At 61.4% G+C, this 18598-nt stretch carries 16 protein-coding genes and 3 pseudogenes; 11 read left to right on the forward strand and 8 right to left on the reverse strand.

All coding sequences use genetic code 11. The annotated features are described in order from the left end of the window. Window positions 1-136: 136 nt before the first annotated feature. From rplL to JHW48_RS12945, 7 genes and pseudogenes are all read right to left on the reverse strand, one after another. Complete coding sequence (rplL, locus tag JHW48_RS12915) at window positions 137-508, reverse strand: 50S ribosomal protein L7/L12 (RefSeq protein WP_119886853.1); 372 nt, start codon at window positions 506-508, stop codon at window positions 137-139. Between the two features lie 65 nt (window positions 509-573). Further along, a complete protein-coding gene (gene rplJ, locus JHW48_RS12920; RefSeq protein ID WP_119886854.1) occupies window positions 574-1089 on the reverse strand; it encodes a 50S ribosomal protein L10 in 516 nt (171 codons plus the stop codon). Between the two features lie 236 nt (window positions 1090-1325). Further along, window positions 1326-2024 carry a 50S ribosomal protein L1 gene (gene rplA, locus JHW48_RS12925; RefSeq protein ID WP_119886855.1) on the reverse strand — a complete coding sequence of 233 codons (699 nt, stop codon included), beginning with the start codon at window positions 2022-2024 and terminating at the stop codon, window positions 1326-1328. A 3-nt stretch (window positions 2025-2027) separates the two neighbouring features. After that, a complete protein-coding gene (rplK, locus tag JHW48_RS12930) occupies window positions 2028-2480 on the reverse strand; it encodes a 50S ribosomal protein L11 (protein WP_119886856.1) in 453 nt (150 codons plus the stop codon). A gap of 76 nt (window positions 2481-2556) precedes the next feature. Continuing rightward, window positions 2557-3093, reverse strand: a complete 537-nt coding sequence (gene nusG, locus JHW48_RS12935) for a transcription termination/antitermination protein NusG (RefSeq protein ID WP_119886857.1) — start codon at window positions 3091-3093, stop codon at window positions 2557-2559. Window positions 3094-3258: 165 nt separating this feature from the next. Continuing rightward, window positions 3259-3456: a preprotein translocase subunit SecE gene (gene secE / locus JHW48_RS12940; RefSeq protein WP_240637895.1), complete on the reverse strand. Its 198-nt coding sequence runs from the start codon at window positions 3454-3456 to the stop codon at window positions 3259-3261. 203 nt (window positions 3457-3659) lie between these two features. After that, a pseudogene (locus JHW48_RS12945) lies at window positions 3660-4825 on the reverse strand (IS3 family transposase). 517 nt (window positions 4826-5342) lie between these two features. On the opposite strand from JHW48_RS12945, the gene JHW48_RS12950 reads away from it, so the two are divergent. Further along, a complete protein-coding gene (locus JHW48_RS12950) occupies window positions 5343-6764 on the forward strand; it encodes a tyrosine-type recombinase/integrase (protein WP_119887827.1) in 1422 nt (473 codons plus the stop codon). A gap of 475 nt (window positions 6765-7239) precedes the next feature. On the opposite strand, the pseudogene JHW48_RS12955 reads toward JHW48_RS12950, so the two are convergent. Continuing rightward, a pseudogene (locus tag JHW48_RS12955) lies at window positions 7240-8199 on the reverse strand (IS481 family transposase). A gap of 568 nt (window positions 8200-8767) precedes the next feature. Here JHW48_RS12955 and JHW48_RS12960 point away from each other — a divergent pair. The 10 genes and pseudogenes from JHW48_RS12960 (at window position 8768) to JHW48_RS13010 (ending at window position 18545) form a co-directional block, all read left to right on the forward strand. Continuing rightward, window positions 8768-9748: an ABC transporter substrate-binding protein gene (locus tag JHW48_RS12960; RefSeq protein ID WP_119887826.1), complete on the forward strand. Its 981-nt coding sequence runs from the start codon at window positions 8768-8770 to the stop codon at window positions 9746-9748. Window positions 9749-9752: 4 nt separating this feature from the next. Then, complete coding sequence (locus JHW48_RS12965; protein ID WP_272835619.1) at window positions 9753-10529, forward strand: ABC transporter ATP-binding protein; 777 nt, start codon at window positions 9753-9755, stop codon at window positions 10527-10529. 370 nt (window positions 10530-10899) lie between these two features. Next, window positions 10900-11417, forward strand: a pseudogene (locus JHW48_RS18585) (ABC transporter permease). Between the two features lie 65 nt (window positions 11418-11482). Next, a complete protein-coding gene (locus JHW48_RS12980) occupies window positions 11483-12475 on the forward strand; it encodes an isopenicillin N synthase family dioxygenase (RefSeq protein WP_119886551.1) in 993 nt (330 codons plus the stop codon). 57 nt (window positions 12476-12532) lie between these two features. Further along, a complete protein-coding gene (locus JHW48_RS12985; protein ID WP_119886550.1) occupies window positions 12533-13441 on the forward strand; it encodes a LysR family transcriptional regulator in 909 nt (302 codons plus the stop codon). A 10-nt stretch (window positions 13442-13451) separates the two neighbouring features. Continuing rightward, complete coding sequence (locus tag JHW48_RS12990; protein ID WP_119886549.1) at window positions 13452-14780, forward strand: cytosine deaminase; 1329 nt, start codon at window positions 13452-13454, stop codon at window positions 14778-14780. 607 nt (window positions 14781-15387) lie between these two features. Then, on the forward strand, window positions 15388-16035 hold the full coding sequence (locus JHW48_RS12995) for a hypothetical protein (protein WP_272835621.1): 648 nt from the start codon (window positions 15388-15390) through the stop codon (window positions 16033-16035). Between the two features lie 711 nt (window positions 16036-16746). After that, window positions 16747-17184, forward strand: a complete 438-nt coding sequence (locus tag JHW48_RS13000) for a GIY-YIG nuclease family protein (RefSeq protein WP_205961919.1) — start codon at window positions 16747-16749, stop codon at window positions 17182-17184. A 351-nt stretch (window positions 17185-17535) separates the two neighbouring features. Then, complete coding sequence (locus JHW48_RS13005; protein WP_119886547.1) at window positions 17536-17955, forward strand: VOC family protein; 420 nt, start codon at window positions 17536-17538, stop codon at window positions 17953-17955. Between the two features lie 89 nt (window positions 17956-18044). Next, complete coding sequence (locus tag JHW48_RS13010; protein WP_119886546.1) at window positions 18045-18545, forward strand: GNAT family N-acetyltransferase; 501 nt, start codon at window positions 18045-18047, stop codon at window positions 18543-18545. The last annotated feature ends 53 nt before the right edge of the window (window positions 18546-18598 follow it).

Consider the following 18598-nt stretch of genomic DNA (forward strand, 5'->3'; position numbering starts at 1 on the left):
CGCGTCCCACCGCGCGGCTCCCGAACCTCGAACATGCCCTGAAGGATTGTCCGATCCCGGACCGCCCTTCAAGACAGGTTCGGCAGGGACCGGGAAACCCCGGACCCTGCCTGTTTCACGTCGATCCGGGGATCGATTACTTCAGCTCGACCTTGGCGCCAGCCGCTTCGAGCTTCTTCTTCATTTCCTCGGCATCGGCCTTGGAAGCGCCTTCCTTGACCTTGCCACCGGCTTCGACCAGGTCCTTGGCTTCTTTCAGGCCCAGACCGGTGATGCCGCGCACTTCCTTGATCACGTTGATCTTGTTGGCGCCGGCTTCGACCAGGACGACGTCGAATTCGGTCTTCTCTTCGGCGGCTTCGGCGGCAGCAGCCGGGCCAGCCATCATCACGGCGCCGCCGGCGGCGGGCTCGATGCCGTATTCATCCTTCAGGATGGTCTTCAGTTCCTGGGCTTCCAGCAGGGTCAGGCCCACGATTTCTTCGGCGAGTTTCTTCAGATCAGCCATTTTTCCGTTCTTTCCAGTTAGTGTTCCAACGTCGGGTCTTCAACCACACGCAGGGATCGGGTTGCTTACGCAGCCTCACGTTCCTCGAGGGTCGTGAGGATGCTCGCGATGTTCGAAGCAGGCGCGCCAATGGCACCGGCGATGTTCGAGGCAGGCGCACCCAGGCACGACACGATCTGAGCGATGAGCTCGTCACGCGACGGCATGGAGGCGACGGCTTTCACACCGGCCGGATCCAGAGCCGAATCACCCATCGCACCGCCCAGGATCACGAAACGATCGTTATCCTTGGCATACTTGTCGGCGATCCGCGCAGCTGCGGTCGGATCCTCCGAATAGGTGATCACGGTCATGCCCGTCAGGTAGTCGGCGATGCTGGCGCAAGGCTTACCTTCCAGGGCGATCTTGGCGAGCTTGTTCTTGGCAACGCGAACCGAACCACCCGCTTCGCGCATGCGCGCGCGGAGGTCCTGCATATGTGCAACCGTCATCCCCTCGTAGTGGGCAACCACCACGACGCCAGAGCTTTCAAAGATCTGGCCGAGCTCGTCGACCACCTGTTCTTTTTGTGCTCTATCCACGGTTTCACTCCAAGTAGGGGGGTATCCCCCCGGCTCTCACTTTTCCCAAGGCCAAGGCCTCAGGTCGGGTCCGCTAGGGCAAGATCACCCGAAGGTCCGCAAGGCGGTCTTCGGAAAAATGCTTCCCCATCTCAGGAAGGACATTAAGCGGATCGCTCCGCACCCTCCGTCTCGGACAGGACGGGGCCAGGCGGCCCCGCCATTCCCGGCCCTTGCGGGACGGGAAACTTGTGGTCTCAGTTGGCGGTCGCCGAAACGACGTCCACCGACACGCCCGGACCCATGGTCGAGCTGATCGAGACCTTTTTCATGTAGGTGCCCTTGGCGCCGGTCGGCTTGGCACGGCTGACGGCCTCGACGAAGGCGCGCAGGTTCTGGGCCAGCTTGTCCTCGTCGAAGGACACCTTGCCGATGCCCGCATGCACCACCCCGGCCTTTTCGGCCTTGAACTGGACCTCGCCGCCCTTGGCGGCCTCGACGGCCGATTTCACGTCCATCGTCACCGTGCCGACCTTGGGGTTCGGCATCAGGTTGCGCGGGCCCAGGATCTTGCCGAGGCGACCGACCAGCGGCATCATGTCCGGCGTCGCGATGCAACGGTCGAACTCGATCTTGCCGGACTGGATGGTCTCCATCAGGTCCTCGGCGCCGACGATGTCCGCACCGGCGGCCTTGGCTTCGTCAGCCTTGGGGCCACGGGCGAAGACGGCGACGCGGACGTCCTTGCCGGTGCCTGCGGGCAGGGTCACGACGCCGCGGACCATCTGGTCGGCATGGCGCGGGTCGACGCCCAGGTTCAGCGCGATCTCGACGGTCTCGTCGAACTTGGCCGAGGCCTGCGACTTGACCAGCTTGACGGCGTCCTCGACGGTCAGGTTGGCCTTGCCTTCGAAGGCTTCGCGGGCGGCGGCTTTTTTCTTGGACAGCTTTGCCATGACTTAGCCTTTCACCTCGATACCGATCGACCGGGCGGAACCCACGATGATCTTCATTGCCGCGTCGATGTCATTCGCCGACAGGTCGGCCATCTTGGTCTCGGCGATCTCGCGGACCTGCTTGACGGTCACGGTGCCGGCGGTGGCACGGCCCGGCTTTTCCGAACCCTTGGCGCGGTTGCGCTTGCCCACGGGCTTCAGGCCGGCGGCCTTCTTCAGCAGGAAGGACGCGGGCGGCGTCTTGGTCTCGAAGCTGAAGGACTTGTCCGCGTAATAGGTGATGACGACAGGCACCGGGGCGCCCTGCTCCATCTCCTGAGTCTTGGCGTTGAATTCCTTGCAGAACGCCATGATGTTGATCCCGCGCTGACCCAGGGCCGGGCCGACGGGGGGCGACGGGTTCGCCTGACCCGCCTTGATTTGCAGCTTCAGGCTGCCGACAACTTTCTTGGCCATCTGGCCTTCTCCTTATCATCACGCCCCGGGACGGGGCCGACTTAGCGGTGCGGCGCAAACGGCCTCCCGCAGACGATCACGCGGTCTTGGAGACCTGCGTGAATTCCAGTTCGACCGGCGTGGGCCGGCCAAAGATCGACACGGTGACCTTGACCCGCGACGAGATTTCGTCGACCTCCTCGACCATGCCCGAGAAGCCCTCGAACGGACCGTCGGTCACGTTCACCTTCTCGCCCACGTCGAAGCGGATCAGGTTGCGCGGTGCGACGGGTTCGCCGTCGCCCGACCGGTTCAGCATCGCGTTCACCTCGTCGTCGCGCATCGGCATGGGCTTGCCCTGCGCGCCGAGAAAGCCGGTGACCCGGTTGATCGAGTTCACCAGGTGATAGGTCCGGTCCGACATCTCCATATGCACCAGCACATAGCCGGGCATGAAGCGGCGTTCCGAGGTCACCTTCTTGCCGCGGCGGATCTCGATCACCTCCTCGGTGGGGACCAGCACCTCGTCGATGTGATCCTCAAGACCCTTCTCGGCGACGGACTGGCGAATCGCCTCTGCGACCTTCTTTTCGAAGTTCGACAGGACGCTGACCGAATACCAACGCTTTGCCATGTCTTGATCGACCCCTGCTCATCTTCCGGGAATTCCTGCGAAATTCCCTTGAATTCCATCACGTCCGGAAAAATTGAAATCGGCGCGCAGGCGCATTGGCCGCACGCCGTGAACCGGACAGTCGGGGGCTGATACCGCCCCTGCCCGGAAATTGCAAGCCCCAGATCAGCCGCTGATCAGCCGCAGCCCCTGGGTCAGCCCGGTGCGGATCGCCAGGTCCACCAGGAAGAAGAACAGGCTGGTCAGCGAGGCGAAGATCATCACCATGATCGTGGTGGTGATGACCTCGCGACGGTTCGGCCAGGTGATCTTGGCGGCTTCGGCGCGGACCTGGTTAATGAACTGGACGGGATTCGTGGCCACGGCAGGCTCCTTTGATACCGGCCCCACATAGCGCCGCCCCGCCCGGGTTTCAACCCGGTTCCCACCCGCCATGGGGTGTTCCACAGAACCCTTCCAGAGCTGTTCAGTCCCGGTATCTGGTGGATTGGATTTAATGTCAGGACTTGTTCTTGATCATAGCCGGGCTGGACCTGCACCGGCTCTGTTCCGGTCAGGCGCTCATGTTAAGCGGCCCTTTGTTCGAAGGCCACGGGTGATTTCCAGCCGAGGGCTGAGTGTTTCCGGCGCGGATTGTAGAAGCCGTTGATGTATTCGAAGAGGGCGATCTCGACCTCGCGACGGGTTTGCCAGTTGCGGCGCCAGACGAGTTCGGCCTTGAGCGACTTGAAGAAGCTCTCGACGGCAGAATTGTCATAGCAGTTGCCCTTCCCGCTCATCGACACCTTGAACCCGTGCTTGCGCAGCAGCTTCTGATAGTCGTGAGCGCAGTATTGCGACCCGCGATCCGTGTGATGAATGCAACCTGGCGGTGGCCTCCGGATCGCGATCGCCATGTTCAGGGCCCGCAAGGCCAGATCCTGCTTCATGCGGTTGCTGATGGCCCAGCCCACGACCCGCCTTGAGAAGAGATCGATGATCACGGCCAGATAAACCCGCCCCTCGCGCGTCCAGAGTCGCCATTGTTGCGCCATCGGTCCGAGCGACAATGGCGACGGTGATGTCACCAGCCCCCTTCTGGTTCGGCCCGCTCGCCGTGAAATCCTGCTGCAGGAGATTGGGCGCGATGTTGAAGGCGTGATCGCTGTCGGTGGTGCGCCTGAACTTTCGGCTGCGAATGACCTGGATGCCGTTCTGGCGCATCAGACGGCCCACACGGCGCTGGCCGACGCGGATGCCCAGCTCGTTCAGCTCCTCGGTCATCCGTGGTCGGCCCTAGCTGCCCAGGCTTAACCGATGCTGATCGCGGATATGAGCCAAGAGCACCATGTCGCGCCGCTGGCGATGCGATGGAGGCCGGTGCTTCCAGGCATAAAGCCCGCGTTCCGAAACTCCCATCAGGCGGCACAGATGGCTACGGGTCAGGGGGCCGCGATACTCGTCAATATGCTGAAACTTCACGGCCTTTGATCCGCGAAGAACATCGCCGCTTTTTTGGCACCTCCCTCTCCGCCCGGAGAATGCGGTTCTCTTTGCGAAGCCGCTCGTTCTCGCGCAGAAGACCGGCATCCTGCGAGGGCACCTTGGCTTTCTCCGAAACCGCCCGAACCCACTTGCCGAGCGTCGAAAGCCCGATCCCCAAATCAGATGCAACCTGACGCCGTGTCAGGCCACTGGTAAGCGCGATGCGAACCGCATCCCGCTTGAACTCGTCGCTGTGTATCGCTGCCATATCCGGTCTTATTGATGGCGACTATCGCTCTCAAAAGACCGGAACGAAACCGATGCAGGTCCAGGAAGGACTTGCAGCAGCTTATTCCCATCATGGGCTCAAATGCTTCTGGTGACACGAACGAATATGCCCTCATCCTGAGTCGGCTGAGCGAAACAGTCACTGTTTCAGAAAGCGCAAACGGTCAAATGGAGATTTCGATCGCCGGTCACCTCAGGGCCCTTGTCGATGCCCCAGAACTGATGCCGGAAATTTCGGGGGGACCAATGGTAGCGGAGGAGGGACTTGAACCCCCGACACGCGGATTATGATTCCGCGATACGCCGCATCTCCAACGTTCTAAAATGCCTGCCTACGCACCTTAGAAATCGTTTTTTCTATTAAATTACAATTACAAGATAGTCTTTCATTCTTCTTCTATAGCGCAGCCTTAACCAAGTTGCACAACCGCAACCGCTCGATCTGTGCCACCGTTGTGCCACCATCATCATGCCCTTACGTGTCCTTGGGGCATAGGATGGGAGGCTTTGCTTTGGCGAGAACTACACTTACCGAGAATTTCATCAGGAACATGCGGCCGGATCGGAGGACCGAGGTCTTGGATACGGAAGCTGGCTTGATGCTGCGCGCATACCCGTCCGGACGTAAGATCTTCGCGTTCCGAATGCGAGGCAAGGACGGACGGATCCAGAACGCCATTGTTGGAGAGTATCCCGATGTCAGACTTTCGGCTGCGCGGCTGAAAGCCTCGGCCTTGCGCCAGCAAGTGCGAAATGGCGGCGATGTCACCGCCGCGGCACAAAAAGTAGCGCTTGCCAACGATGAGGCAGCAGAAAGGAAAATTCCGACCTTCGAGGATGTCATTAACGAATATTCCAACGTAGTGGCCGGCAAACTCAAAATCTGGGAGAAGACAAAACGCGGTTATCCGTCGGAGGCTGAAAAACGGATCAAGGCCGTCTTCAGCAAGAGGTTGTCAACCCGAGTGACCGATCTAACCTTGCTCGACCTCTCAGCCGACATGTCTCGCTATCGGCCGCTGTCGGGGAAGGACACCGCGAGCGGTCAAGTTTCGCGAGCACGTGCATATCTTTCGCCTGTCCTTGATTGGGCTGCAAATCGGCGAAAGTTCAGCAAGGTTGGTTCAGGGCGCGTGCCGTCGCTTCCTGTGGTAGACCTCACACAAACGCACGACCCCGCGTCGGACGATGATAAAATCACCGGTAGACGGGACCGATCCCTGAGCCAGCCTGAGATGGAAGCTTTGCTGCCTCTTCTCGTATGGCCCGCTCCTGCTTCCCTCGCGATGCATACCAAACCCGAGGATGACGTTAGGCCGATCGCCTTAAGGTTCCTGCTGCTCACCGGAGCGCGGCTGGACGAGATGGTGAAGATGCGATGGCGGGACTTCAAGGAAGACGAGGGCGATTGGCACAAACCTCGTGTAAAGACCGTTCGCGGAAAGCCACGGCAACAGACGCTTCCCTTGTCTAACGCAGCGATCAGACTTCTCCGTAGCCTACCAAACTTTGAACGCCGGCGCCCCGATGACTTGGTATTCCGTAATTCGAAGGGGAAAGAGCTCGGGAACTGGAATCGAATCACCAAGGCGCTGCAGCGCGAAAGTGGAACGCAAGCTTGGCACCGTCATGACTTACGAAGGACTGCAGCCACGATTATGGATGCCTTGGATGTCTCTGCGCGCGTCATCGATAAAATTCTGGCCCATCAGGCCGGCTCCAAAGATGAAACCGTAAGCCGGGCGCTGGAAAACTACTTGGCGTCAATGTTCAAGTTAGATTTCATTGAGGATCCGCAGCGTGAAGCTTTAGAAAAGCTAGCGGATGCCTATGCCTTTATCGAGAATCCGAAGGCTTTCAAAAGAGGTCGCGTCCCTGCATCATCCAGAAATCGGGCCTCCATTGACACGGCCACGTGAGGGCGGAAAGTTCGGGCAGGCCGCGCTAAGGAACCAAATCACCTTAGAAGCTGGAAGAGGCAAGGCTAGGACCCCGGTCGCGCACCGTGGTTTCGACGGCCCTACGCAGACATCACCGAGATAAATCGACCGTTTTCGTCGACACGAAGGCGGTCTGCGGGCTTTGACTTAAGGTGAACTCAGCTTGCTTTTCCGCCACAACTTGCCTCTGCGCATCTTTTATACGAATGGACAAGTCGCCTCACCTCGATCCCACAAGGTGCGTTGGCGAATAGACCACCAGTTTCCTAGATCCCCTTGTCGTTGCGACTTAGAGGTTCTTGCTATTATTCGCTGCGTCACGGTCGAAGGCATTCGTATCGAGGATGGCCGCGACATCACCCTCGAGCCCTTTGAGCTGGAGCGGGCTCCGCTTGGCTGCCGTCTTCATGTTGTCGTAAATGTCCCGCACTTGGACGACCAAAGACCCGGAACCCTAGGTGTTTAGTCCCGGCATCTGGTGGATCGGATTTAGGATGAATCTGTCTGGCTCGGATGTCCAGATCTTGCAGATGTATTCATAGGGTGTGAGCCCGCCGAGCGTCTTGAGCCGGCGGGCGAAGTTGTAGGCTGCCATGAAGTCTGACAGGTGGGTGCGGAGCTGGTCGTGATCGTCGTAATGGAAGCGTTTGACGGTCGCGTCCTTGATCGTGCGGTTCATTCGCTCGACCTGGCCGTTGGTCTACGGGTGGTTGGGCCTTGTGAGGCGGTGTTCAATACCGTTGGCCTCACAGATCATGTCGAAACGCATGGGGCGAGAATGAACAGAGTTGCGGTTCCGGGGCTGCTCGGCGAACTGAATGCCGTTGTCGGTGAGAATGGTGTGGACCTGATAGGGCACTGCTTCGAGCATGTGCTGCAGGAACTCCCAGGCCGTCTTCCTGTCTGTCTTGTCGACGAGCTGGGTCACGGCAAATTTGCTCGTGCGGTCAATGCCGACGAACAGAAACAGCTTGCCCTCAGCAGTCTGCACCTCGGCGATGTCGATGTGAAAGAAGCCGATGGGGTAGCGCTTGAACTTCTGGCGCTTCGGCTTGTCGCCCTCCACGTCAGGCAGCCGAGAAACGCCGTGGCGCTGCAGACACCGATGGAGCGATGAGCGTGTCAGGTGCGGAATGGATGGCTGCAGGGCATAGAGGCAGTCGTCCAGCGGCAGCAGCGTGTGCCGCCGGAAAGCGACGATGGTCGCCTCTTCGGCCTCGGTCAAGATCGTCGAGCGCGGTTCTCTCGGCCCGGTCTTGAGGTCCTCGACCGTCTGGCGCTTGCGCCATTTCGCAACCGTCTTCGGGTTGATCCCAAGATCCCGGCTTAGCGTCGCGAGCGAAGCTTGCGATCGTTGTATTGCAGCTCTGACGGCGTGCGTGGTCGTGGCGCTTCCATGGCGAACCTGGCCCATAATGCTTCCTTCCATTCCTGAGAAAGGATCGCACCATCAAACCGTGGGATCAAACACCTAGTCTTGACGCTCGCGCAGCTAGGTCAAAACCCAGCTTCGAGCTTGCCAGCGTGCGAATTTTCAGAACGCGTTGTGCGGATTGCTGGCCTGTTCATGAAACCCACGGCGCACCCGCACTAAATTGGTTCGACCCCATCAGGTATTACTGGCTTCATAGAATTTGCTCAGTCTATGCGCGTGTTGCCTCTGAGCGGGCAGCCTTCTGACGAAGCCGGGGAAGAACACTGGATTTGCGTTGCCGATAATCGAACGCATCTGGCAAGCTTGAGGGGCGAGTAGAAGCGGTCGGGGGTGCAGCCCTTGGACATTGCTCGAACGGAAACCCTCGATGCGAGGACATGATGTTCGCGACCCGCACTGAACCAGATCATCCGGCCCATCGCTGCCTGCCCTGCCTGCGCAGCGGTGATCCGCAAAAACAGGCCTGCGCGCTGCGCCACCTGGCCGCCGACCGGCAGGCCACGGCGCCCAAGCCGTCACCCCAACCTCGACCGACAGGACCCCAAGCATGACCCGCTCCATTGCCTGCCTTTTTGCCAGTGTCGCAGCCATGGCCACACCCGCCCTCTCCGCCGATCCGGTTACGTTCCAGCTGGACTGGCTCCCCGGGGGCGACAAGGCGCCGATCTATGTCTGCATCGACCAGGGCTTCTGCGAGGAGGCCGGGATCGAGGTGACCATCGCGCCCGGCCGCGGCTCGACCGACGCGATCTCGCGGCTGGCGGCGGGGTCGTCGGATGTGGGCGTCTCGGATATCGGGGCGCTGATGGCGGCGCGCGCGCAGGAAGGCGTGGGCGTCACCGCCATCATGTCCATCTTCAACAAGGGGCCTCATGCCTTCTACGTCGTCGAGGGCGGCGATGTCGTCGAAGTCGCCGACGTGGCGGGCAAGCGGATCGCGACCTCGGCCTTTACCTCGTCCAACGTGTTCCTGCCGCTGGTGCTGCAGGATGCGGGCGTCGATCCGGACGCGGTCACGGTGGTGAATGCCGAGCCGGGCGCGCTTGGGCCGATGCTGATGACGGGCCAGGTGGATGCCATCGTGGCCTGGATGACCGACCTGACGCGCTATCGCAACCAAGGCAGCGAGGCGGGCCATCAGATCGAGGCGCTGCCCTGGTCGGCGGCGGGGCTGAACCTCTATTCCGCCTCGCTGATCGCCAATGACGGCTTTCTCGCGGACCGCCCCGACGTGGCGCGGCGCTTCGTTGGCGCCTTCAAGCGCTCGGTCGAGTTCGCGCACGAGAACCCCGAGGCGGCCGCGCAATCCGTCACCAACATCGTGGCCGAGCTGGGCGCCGAGGATGTGCAGGGCTCGCTGTCGGACGCGATGGCGCTGATCATGAACGAGGTGACCGAGGCCGACGGGCTGGGCGTCTTCGAGCCGGGCCGCCTGGCCGAGACCTGGGGCCGCGTCGCCGCCGCGCAGGGCCTTGATCCGGACAGCTATGACGCCGAGACGACCGTCTCGCGCGATTTCATGGAATAGCGCGATGCACCAGCCCCCCGCGATCCGTTTCGACTCCGTGGCGCAGGTTTTCCAGACCCGCTCGGGCCCCATCCACGCCTTGCAGGATGTCGCCTTCGAGGTCGGCCATCACGAGTTCCTGGCGGTGCTCGGCCCCTCGGGCTGCGGCAAGTCCACGCTGTTGCGGATGATCGCGGGGCTGCTGACGCCCACGGCCGGTGTGGTCGATGTCTTCGGGATGCCGGTCACCGGCCCGCGCGACGATATCGGCATCGTCTTCCAGAAGCCCACCCTGCTGCCCTGGGCCACGGTCGAGGACAACGTGACCTTTCCGCTGCGCCACAAGACCGGCCATGTCAGCCCCCGCGACCGCGAGCGGGCGCAGGAGCTGCTGGCGATGGTGGGGCTTGAGGGGTTCGGCAAGCGCCTGCCGGACGAGCTGTCGGGCGGGATGCAGCAGCGCGTCGGCATTGCCCGCGCCCTGCATCTGGACCCCGACATCCTGCTGATGGACGAGCCGTTTTCCGCGCTGGACGCGCTGACGCGCGAGGTGATGGGCTTCGATCTGCTGCGCATCTTCGCGGACAGGCCGAAGACGGTCGTCTTCATCACCCATTCCGTCAATGAAGCCGCGTTGCTGGCCGACCGCGTGCTGGTCATGTCCGGCCGGCCCGGCACCGTAGCCAGCCAGCATGTCGTGCCGCTGAGCGGGCCGCGCGGGCCGGACAGCATGCGCGATCCCGGCGTGCTGGACCTGTCCGCCGACCTGCGCGCCCGCCTGATGACCCGAAAGGCCGCATGAGATGGAGCCTGCCGTGACCGAACAGCCCCGCGCCGCGACATCGCCGGTCCCGCCGCTGCGCAGCGCGCGCACACGCGCCCCCGCGCCCCCCAGCCCCCCCGCCGCCGCGAACGCGCGGCCGCCTCGGTTGGCGCGCATCCCCGGCCTGACGACGGCCGCGACATTCCTGACCGTGCTGCTGGTCTGGGAGGGCGCGGTGCGTGCCTTAGCGATCCCGTCCTTCCTGCTGCCCGCGCCAAGCGCGATCATCGGATCCTTCGGCGCGGTCGGTCCGGCGCGATGGGCCACCCATATCTGGGCCACATTGCGCGTCGCGGTGATGGGCTTCAGCCTTGCCATCCTCGTGGCGATCCCGCTGGCCATGGTGATGATGCGCTCGGCATTTCTGTCGAGAACGCTCTATCCGCTGCTGATCGTGGTGCAGTCCACGCCCGTCGTCGCCATCGCGCCGATCATCGTAGTGGCGCTTGGGGCGGGCGATCTGCCGCGCGTCGTCATCACCACGCTGATCGCCTTCTTTCCGCTGGTCGTCAGCACCGCCACTGGACTGGCCGCCACCCCCCCGAGCTGATCGAGCTGTCGCGCAGCCTCTCGGCCCCCGCCCGGCGCGAGATGACGCAGATCCGCCTGCCCTATGCGGTGCCCTACATCTTCTCGGCGCTAAAGGTCTCGATCACGCTGGCGGTCATCGGCGCGGTGGTGGCCGAATTCATCGCCGCCGATGCAGGCGTCGGCTACTTCATCCAGTTCTCGACCTCGATGTTCCGGATGCCGCAGGCCTGGGCCGGGCTGGTCGTGCTGGCCGCGATGTCGCTGATTCTGTTCCAGGCCATCGTGCTGACCCAGAAATGGCTGTTCCCGTGGAGCCTGCCCAAACCCTCGAAATAACCCCCGGAGTAGAAGCGTCCGAGGCCGCGGCCTTGGGAATTGCTCCCTCACTCAAGGAGAAGACCATGACCAACCAGACGACGCTGGCCGAGCTGGCCAAGGAAGCCACCATCGGCGGTGAAGGCACCACGGTCGAGCGCGAGGTGCCCACCATCGACCTGTCCGATTTCGACAGCCGCAAGGCCGAGATCGCCGACGCCCTCTGGGCGGCCTCGACCGATATCGGCTTCTTCCAGGTCTACAACCACGGCATCGCGCAAGAAGATATCGACGCGGCCTTCGACACCGCCTGGCAATTTTTCGAGCTGCCGCGAGAGGTGAAGGCGCAGTATCCCATGCCCAAGGGCACCAATGCGGGGTGGGAGTTCAAGGCCCAGGTCCGCCCCTCGACCGGCACGCCCGACAACAAGGAAAGCTACCAGATCACCCGGCCGAACATGGGCGGCCTCTGGCCCTCCGAGGGTGAGCTGCCGGGATTTCAGGAGCGGATGCTGCGCTTTGAAGCGCAGAACTGGCAGCTGGGCATGCGCATCCTGTCCTGCTTCGCGCTGAAGATGGGGTTCGAGGAGGACTTCTTCGCCAAGGCCCACGATCCCTCCAGCGACCAGTATCAGTCCACCCTGCGCCTGATCCACTACATGTCAATGGAGAACGCCCAGCCCGAGGACTTCAAGTCGTGGCGCGCGGGTGCGCACAGCGATTTCGACTGCCTGACCATCCTGCACCAGAAGGAAGGCGAAGGCGGGCTGCAGGTCTGCCCCGGCAAGGACGCGGCGTCCGGCCAATGGACCGACGTGCCGCCGCGCACGGGCTACATCACCTGCAATATCGGCGACATGCTGATGCGCTGGTCCGACGATCAGCTGCAATCGACGCTGCACCGCGTGCGGATGCCGCGCCCCGGCGAATACATGGGCCGGCGCCTGTCGCTGCCCTTCTTCTGCCAAGCCAACCGCGACGCGCTGATGGTCGGTCCCTTGGGCAAGTATGAGCCGATGACTGCGGGTGACTACCTGACCATGCGGATCAACGCCAACTTCGCCGCGATCAAGGGCTGATTGCGGATGGGCCTTCCGGGTGACATCGTGGCTGCGAAACCAGCCCCCGGAAGGTCCATGCTGCACGGCCGCGCCTTGCGTTATCTGGACGAGGTCGCCCGCCAGGGCTCGATCCGCAAGGCGGCGCGGGTGCTGAACGTGTCGGCCTCGGCCGTCAGCCGCTTCGTGCTGGAGGCCGAGGCCGATCTGGGAACGCCCATCTTCGAGCGCCTGCCCCGCGGGTTGCAGCTGACCACGGCCGGCGAGATGCTGATGGGCCATATCCGTGACACGCTGCGCGCCCATGACCGGGTGCGCGCGCAGGTGCGGGGCCTAAAGGGCATGGCGCGGGGCGAGGTGACGGTGGCGACCATGGCCACGCTGGCCGCCGGACGCCTGGCCGATGTGATCGCCGAGTTCCGCGACGCCCATCCGCAGGTCGACTTCCGCGTGACCGTGGGCCACCGGCCTGCGGTCCTCGAGGCGCTTCTGTCCGGCGGCTGCGAGCTTGCTTTGGCCTACAACCTGCCGCGGGACCCGCGCCTGCAGCGGGTGGCCGAGTTTCAGCACCGGCTCGGTGCGGTCATGGCGCATGACCATCCGCTGACGATCAAGTCGCAGGTGCGCGTGTCCGATTGCCTGACCTATCCGCTGGTGCTGGCAGATCTCAGCATCTCGCTGCGCGAGGTGGTCGAGAACCTGGCACCCGCCCATGCGGTGATCCGCCCGGTGGTCGAGACGAACTCGATGGAAATGATGAAGCGACTCGTGCGCCGCAGCCCGCATGTGACCTTCCTGAACCGCGTCGACGTGGATCAGGAACTGCGTGACGGCGATCTGGCCTTCCTGCCTTTGGAGGGCGCTGCGGGGCGGCAAAACCTGTCGCTGGCTCATCGGGCCCGGGGCGCGTTGTCTCCTGCGGCCAGCCGCTTTGTCGATCTGGTGCGGCGGCGGTTCGCTGCCACACCTGCGACCGAACACGAATAGGAACAGAAAGATGGATGACCTGGGTTCTTCCCTTGCGGCGCTGCGGCGCCTGAGCGGCCGCGGGCGCGCGGCGCTTTGCAATGCCCGCGTGCCGCTGTCCCTGCTGGCCGACGGTGCGCCCGAGGGGACATCGCCCGAAGCCGATGGCTCGGTGCGGGTGGACCTGATGCTGGACGGGCCGGTCGTGGCGCAGATCGCGGCGGCGGGGACGGCCGTGGCCGACAGGATCGACCTCGCCGGCCGCCAGCTTTGGCCGATGCTGGTCGATGCCCATGCGCATCTGGACAAGGCCCATACCCTTGGCCGCGCCCCCGACAGCGGCGGCACCCATGCGGGGGCGCGCGATGCGACCAGCCGCGACCGCAAGGCCCATTGGCGCCGCGACGATCTGCTGGCCCGGATGTCCTTCGGCCTCGGTTGCGCCGAGGCCCATGGCGTCGCCGCGATCCGGACCCATCTGGACAGCCACGAGGGACAGGCCCCCGAAACCTGGGCAGCCTTTTCCGAGATGCGCGCGGCGTTTGTGGGCCGGATCGCCCTGCAGGCCGTGGCGCTCGTGCCGATGGACGCGTGGGGCGGGGACTACGGCCCGGAGCTGGCCGACCTGGTGGCCGCTGAGCATGGCATTCTGGGCGGCGTCACCCGCGCCTCGGGCGGGACCCACGGCGCGTTGGAGGGACTGGACGCATTGCTCGACCGGCTGTTCGCGCTGGCCCGTGAACGCGATCTGGACATCGACCTGCATGTCGACGAAGCCGCCGAGGCGGACGCGCTGCCTCATGTCGCCCGCGCGACCATCCGGCACGGCTGGCAGGGCCGCGTCACCTGCGGTCACTGCTGCTCGCTGTCGCTGCTGCCCGAGGCGGATCTGGACCAGACCATCGCCCTGCTGGCCGAGGCGCAGCTGAACCTCATCACCTTGCCGACGGTGAACATGTATCTGCAGGATCGCCAGCCCGGCCGCACCCCCCGCTGGCGCGGCGTGATGCCGGTGGCCGAACTGCAGGCGGCTGGCCTGCCGGTGGCGGTGGCCGGGGACAACTGCCGCGATCCGTTCTACGCTTACGGCGATCACGACATGCTAGACACGTGGCGGCAGGCAGTTCGCATCTTGCATCTGGATCATCCCATCGCGGACGCCCCAAGCCTCGCCGGGCCCGTTCCAGCCCGGATCATGGGCATCGATGCCGGCGTGATCGGCGCCGGACGGCAGGCAGACCTGATGCTGTTTCAGGCCTATACTCTTGATCAGGTCGTCGCCCGTCCTCAATCAGACCGGACGCTGATCCGAGCCGGACAATGGTCTTCACGAAATCTTCCCGGCTATCGATTTTCGTGACGGTAAAACTCTCTGCAACAGAACGTCGGCCCTAAGCGGACGGTCGTGATTAGACGGATGCCCCGTGCTGGTTCTCCAGACTGGACGCTCGTGCTTGGCGCGGCGCGATTGACCAGCCAAAGTCTGCTATGCGGGACGAAGCTGCCGTTTGCCGGTGCAGCGACAGAATCAGTCCCACTTCGGACTAATCGATCAAAGGGCAGGAAGCAGCCGTTCGCTGCGTCCAGAACGAAAGGTGGCTGAGTTTTTGATCGAAACTACGCCTTCTTGACTACACAGACAGAGAAGTTGTTCGAGATCTGGCGGGTATGTGCTACACTCTTCGGATGTGATGGCTGGGAGGATAGTGATGGCGTTCAAAGCCACATTTTTTTGTCCTGAACACGCTGATTACTGCGACTTCACCGTGTTTTCCTCCGCTGGAACTCGATCTTTTAGATTGGCTGGCGGCGAGAGATACGTCGAGAATGCAGGAAGAAATGACCGATATGTAGGAGTGGTAGAAGGCGACTCTCGATCTAAAGAGCATCTCAGCCAGCCCATCTCCTCAGATAACAATGTAGCATTTTTGTAGGGAAAACCGATGACAAAAAGCTCTGAGTTTGAGATGGAGAATTTGGACGTTCCTGTCAATGGGGTCGTTGAGATTTACTACACTGATTACATCAGGCTTATTGCCGATAAATCAAACCTGTCCCATAGATCAACGATTTTTGTCCCGGAAGGTTTCGAGATTTTAAAGGCGGAGTTTGTCGTATCGCAACAGAAGCACGGCGTCGATAGAAGCATTGATATCGTCCAGCCCGGCACTGTTGCTGTGTCATGGGATGCACTTGTATCTTTGGACAACTCGCTCGATGAACTTGCCGGAGAGGCGAAGAAAAGCGGGAAAGGCGTTGAAGGATTTTTAAAACTAAAAACAGCAGCATCCACTTTAAAGTTTATGACTTCTGTCGTCGGCAGCAATCGTGGAAAAGTATCCGTTCGAGCTTGGGCTGATGGAAAAAAATTCAGTTCGAAGGATGGAGTTTTGATTTCAGATCTTAGGATCAAGATTTGGAGGCGTGTTTCTGCATCTGATATTACAGCACTTGCTGCAGAAATCGCAATGGCAGCTATTGAAAACACTGATGATTCAGTATCGGCAACCATTGGAAAGATCAAGGAGGCAGCGGATGCATCTGCAGGTAAGAACCCAAAGCCTGCAGTGAAGCTCGAAGGCGAAAAAGCTCCGGCCTTGGCACGCAAGAGCTGATCTGTTAGATTAGGATCTAGTTCGACTGTCTTAGCCAGAATTCCTATCATCATGCACTGGATTTCGTTGCGGCTCGGATCGAACGACGTCTTCCGAGAATGCTGCCGCGCAGCATGGGCGGATTCGACCGGCAACTAAGCGCTGTGCCTTCCACTTCACCACCCCAGAGCCACGACATGCTGCAGTCTGCCTGAGCGTCGTCGATGGGCTCTTCATGTAGATCTGCCAGTGTTGGGGAACGGAATGGCGCCAGTCAGCCTTCGACCTGCGCACCCGGCCCCTAGCTGCCGCTCGACACACTGGCACTGCTGCATTGCAGCTTCCCTAGACCGGACATCGTGTTCAAGGCAAAAAAATTACCGGTAGCGCCTGCTAGTTAGGCGGACAGTGTTCGCTGATCTCAAGTCAGGCAGCAGCAATCTCTCCGACCCTGTCGATCCTACCTGCCCTGCTCAGGCGGCACAACTTAGAGATCTACGGCGACAGGATCTGTTGAGACGGATGAAAGGTTGAGCTGAAAACATAAGTGGTGTTCAAATGTCCCGAAGTGAACTGTCTGACTGAGCGTCTGTTGACTAGCGTTTCGAATTATCAATGCTTGAGCGGGAATAAGGGAATAAGACTACGATGAAGGTAACTAGTTTTGGACTATTCTGGAGAGCAGAGGAAATCGAGTGGTTTCCAGGACAGGGTAATCGCAACGAGTTCCGTTTGCTCGGGCGCATCGGAAAGAATCGTCCCGGCATCCGCGTTGCCGATTTTCGCCGCCAGCAAGGCATTTACATTCTCTTCGACGAATATGGTCCGGCCTACGTCGGATTGGCAAAGGGAGACAGGCTCGGAGCGCGCCTGCGCGACCACCATGGTGATCATCTCAACGGCAAGTGGGACCGCTTCTCATGGTTCGGCTTCAATCCGGTCGGTGCGGCTTCCGACGACCACGGAGTGCTGTCGCTAATCCAGCCACGCAGGGACGTAACAGAGGACACTTCGACAACGATTGGCGACCTCGAGGCGCTCTTAATTGCGGCCATGGGTCCAAAGCTTAACATTCAGAAGATGCGTTTCGATGGTGCAGAGAAGTGGGAGCAGATTGCGCAGTGGGAGTGGGAAGAAACATATCAGGCGAAGGTTGCCCCCACCGATTGATCGCAGTCGTTAACGCTACTTGTGATGCCGACAGCTTTATTTGCCGCATACGGGAAGCGACTTCAGCCGAAATTGTAAGCATCGCCTGAAGCGGCCTCGAAGTGCCGCGCCCGTGACTGCGCGGCTCTGACCCCTGCTGACATCGCAACCGGCCCATTGCTGCCAGACAGTCCGGTCTGGCGCCGCCCTGCAGCATCCCCAGACCGGACGTTCGTGCTTGGCGCAGCGAGATCGACGGGTCACAGTCAGCTCTGCGGAACGAAGCTGTCTCCAAGTGTCGGAGCATTGCAGGCCAACCTCTATTTATGTCAGTGTCTGAATACTTGGCGTCGAAAGCTATCACGGGGGGCTATGTCCGGACCACGCGTCGCAGGCCTGAACCATATAACACTGGCGGTAGCGGACCTGGAGCGATCAGTGTCTTTCTATCAGGACACGCTAGGCTTTCGGTTGCGCGCCACTTGGGATGATGGCGCTTATCTAGATGCAGGCGCACTATGGCTATGCCTTTCACTGGACTTAAACGCCAAGCATGCAAGGCGGGATGACTACACTCACCTCGCCCTCGACGTTGCGGCATCCCACTTTGAGTCTCTAGCGGCGCAGGTCCGCACAACCGCACCCATCTGGAAGGAGAATCGTTCAGAGGGCGCGTCGCTGTATTTCCTGGATCCAGATGGGCACAAGCTGGAGCTTCATGTCGGCTCGTTGGCTTCCCGCCTTCAGCATTACCGGGACCATCCCGTAAGTGGGCAAACCGACATAGATTGACGCTCATCATGCAGCTGCCGTGGCAGCTACGCGCGACAGAGCCGATAATGATCTGTATTGGTTCTGCAGTCAGGAGCAAAAGGCTGCAGATGACCACGATTCCCACGCTTACCACTCCTCGCCTAACCCTCCGGTCCATGCGCGCGGTGGACTGGACGGGATACCATCGCCTGATGGCGTCAGATCGCTCCATCTTCATGGGCGGTCCCTTCTCCACTGCCGTAGCTTGGGGCATGTTTTGTGCCGATCATGCCCAGTGGAGTCTCTTCGGCTGTGGCGCACTGATGATCGAGAACACAGCCAGCGGCGCATGCGTCGGACAGGTGGGCATCAATTCAGGACCGTTGTTCCCAGAGTTCGAGCTGGGATGGTTCCTCTACCCAGAGGCCGAAGGCCACGGGTTCGCATACGAAGCAGCAGCCGCGCTACTCGCATGGAGCCTTGATGTCAAAAACATCAAGACACTGGTGAGCTACGTCGACCCTGACAATGTGAGATCATCCAAATTGGCAGAACGGCTTGGTGCGACGCTGGATGAAAACGCGCAACGGCCCGATCCTGCGGATTTAGTCTACAGGCACTACGGGTAAATGACCTCAAGAAGCGCCTCCCGTCATCTTCTGTCCATGGCGACCGCACATGT

The sequence above is a fragment of the Paracoccus aestuarii genome, from assembly GCF_028553885.1.
GTDB classification, from domain to species: domain Bacteria; phylum Pseudomonadota; class Alphaproteobacteria; order Rhodobacterales; family Rhodobacteraceae; genus Paracoccus; species Paracoccus aestuarii.